We start from the raw sequence: 2,033 nt of genomic DNA on the forward strand, positions 1-2,033 counted from the left end.
GGCTGGCCGGCTCGGCGGCATCCGCCGTGACCAACGGCAAATCGTCCGGTGCGCCGATATCGGCACGCACCTTCTGGAGCTTGTCGGTCGAGCGCCCCGCGATCGCCCAGGATGGCGCATCGTCGCCGCGATAGGACGCCGCGAGATATTCGGCGATGAGGCGGCCGGTGTAGCCCGTCGCGCCATAAACGATGAGGTCGAAGTCCCGCTTCACGACGTTGATCCTCCTCGCGACCCCGCAGCGCAATCTTCAGATCTGTATGTAGTCGTAGGCTTCGCGGCCACTGTCGTCAGGGGCCGTGCAACATGCGCTACCACGCGGGGCGCTAACCCTGACTCGGACCGGCCTTCCGCCGGCAGGATCGCACCGGCTTGCCGGCGCACTCATTCGATCACCTCATCCGAGCTGAGCCTAGGGTCCGCCGCTTCATTGAACCCTCCCACGGGGTCACGGAGGATACCACAGTTCCAGCCTTGGAGTGCGCAACGTCCGGATGGGGTCAATCGCGTCGCTTTTGGCCTGTTTGCCGGATGTCTGCTTATTCCCTGACAGCGGCGGAATAGCGGACATCCCCAACCGCTGCTTGGGCCAACAGGCGACATGGGTCGAAGCCCTTGCGCCCAAGTGTCACAGGCTTATGTGAGGAGCGGCGAGCACTCGCTCATTGCGACGGCCAATCCAGCAATAATCACAAGAGAGGGGAGGATCGCATGAAATTCCGTCCGCTTCACGACCGCCTCGTGGTCAAGCGCATCGAGGCCGACCAGAAGACCGCTGGCGGCATCATCATTCCCGACACGGCCAAGGAGAAGCCCTCCCAGGGCGAAGTGATCGCCGTCGGCCCCGGCGGCCGCGACGAGAGCGGCAAGCTGATCCCGATCGACGTCCAGGTCGGCGACCGCGTGCTGTTCGGCAAATGGTCGGGCACCGAGGTCAAGATCGACGGCCAGGAGTTGTTGATCATGAAGGAAAGCGACATCATGGGTGTTCTCACCGACGTCGCCGGCTCCAAGAAGGCGGCCTGACGCTGACCGCCGCAAATGCTCACCCCTGAGGAGCGCCTGCCTATGCTGCCTCGCAGGTGAGAGACGAATTTCAATTCGGGGAGGACAAATATGTCAGCCAAAGAAGTCAAATTAGGGGTCGATGCCCGCGACCGCATGCTGCGCGGTGTCGAGATCCTCGCCAATGCCGTGAAGGTCACGCTCGGTCCGAAGGGCCGCAACGTCGTCCTCGACAAGTCGTTCGGCGCTCCCCGCATCACCAAGGACGGCGTTGCCGTCGCCAAGGAGATCGAACTCGAGGACAAGTTCGAGAACATGGGCGCGCAGATGGTGCGGGAAGTGGCGTCGAAGGCGGCGGATGCTGCCGGCGATGGCACCACCACCGCGACCGTTCTCGCCGCCGCGATCGTCCGTGAAGGCGCCAAATCGGTTGCCGCCGGCATGAACCCGATGGATCTCAAGCGCGGTATCGACCTCGCGGTCGACGCGGTCGTTGCGGACCTCTCGAAGAATACCAAGAAGGTCACCTCGAACGAAGAGATCGCCCAGGTCGGCACCATCTCCGCCAATGGCGATGCCGAAGTAGGCAAGTTCCTCGCCGATGCCATGAAGAAGGTCGGCAACGAGGGCGTCATCACCGTTGAAGAAGCCAAGTCACTCGAGACCGAGCTCGACGTCGTCGAGGGCATGCAGTTCGATCGCGGATACATCTCGCCCTACTTCGTTACCAATGCCGACAAGATGCGCGCTGAAATGGAAGACGCCTACATCCTGATCAACGAGAAGAAGCTCTCCTCGTTGAACGAGATGTTGCCGCTGCTCGAGGCCGTGGTGCAGACCGGCAAGCCGCTGGTCATCGTGGCTGAAGATGTCGAAGGCGAGGCGCTCGCCACGCTCGTCGTGAACCGTCTGCGCGGCGGCCTCAAGGTCGCGGCCGTCAAGGCTCCGGGTTTCGGCGATCGCCGCAAGGCCATGCTGCAGGACATCGCGATCCTGACCGGCGGCCAGGCGATCTCGGAAGATCTCGG

The 2,033-nt window shown here is 63.0% G+C and carries 2 protein-coding genes and 1 pseudogene; 2 read left to right on the forward strand and 1 reads right to left on the reverse strand.

From position 1 onward, the window contains the following. A pseudogene (locus Q2941_RS51450) lies at positions 1 to 214 on the reverse strand (saccharopine dehydrogenase); the annotation flags it as partial. A gap of 497 nt (positions 215 to 711) precedes the next feature. On the opposite strand from Q2941_RS51450, the gene Q2941_RS51455 reads away from it, so the two are divergent. Beyond that, positions 712 to 1,026, forward strand: a complete 315-nt coding sequence (locus tag Q2941_RS51455) for a co-chaperone GroES (protein WP_027527345.1) — start codon at positions 712 to 714, stop codon at positions 1,024 to 1,026. A 90-nt stretch (positions 1,027 to 1,116) separates the two neighbouring features. Beyond that, positions 1,117 to 2,033, forward strand: a 917-nt coding sequence (gene groEL, locus Q2941_RS51460; protein ID WP_458197519.1) for a chaperonin GroEL, incomplete at its 3' end; no start/stop codon positions are given.

The sequence above is a fragment of the Bradyrhizobium sp. UFLA05-153 genome (genome assembly GCF_054185185.1).

Coding starts and splice junctions, on each gene's coding strand:
- Q2941_RS51455 (WP_027527345.1), top strand. CDS start 712: ATGAAATTCCGTCCGCTTCACGACCGCCTCGTGGTCAAGCGCATCGAG.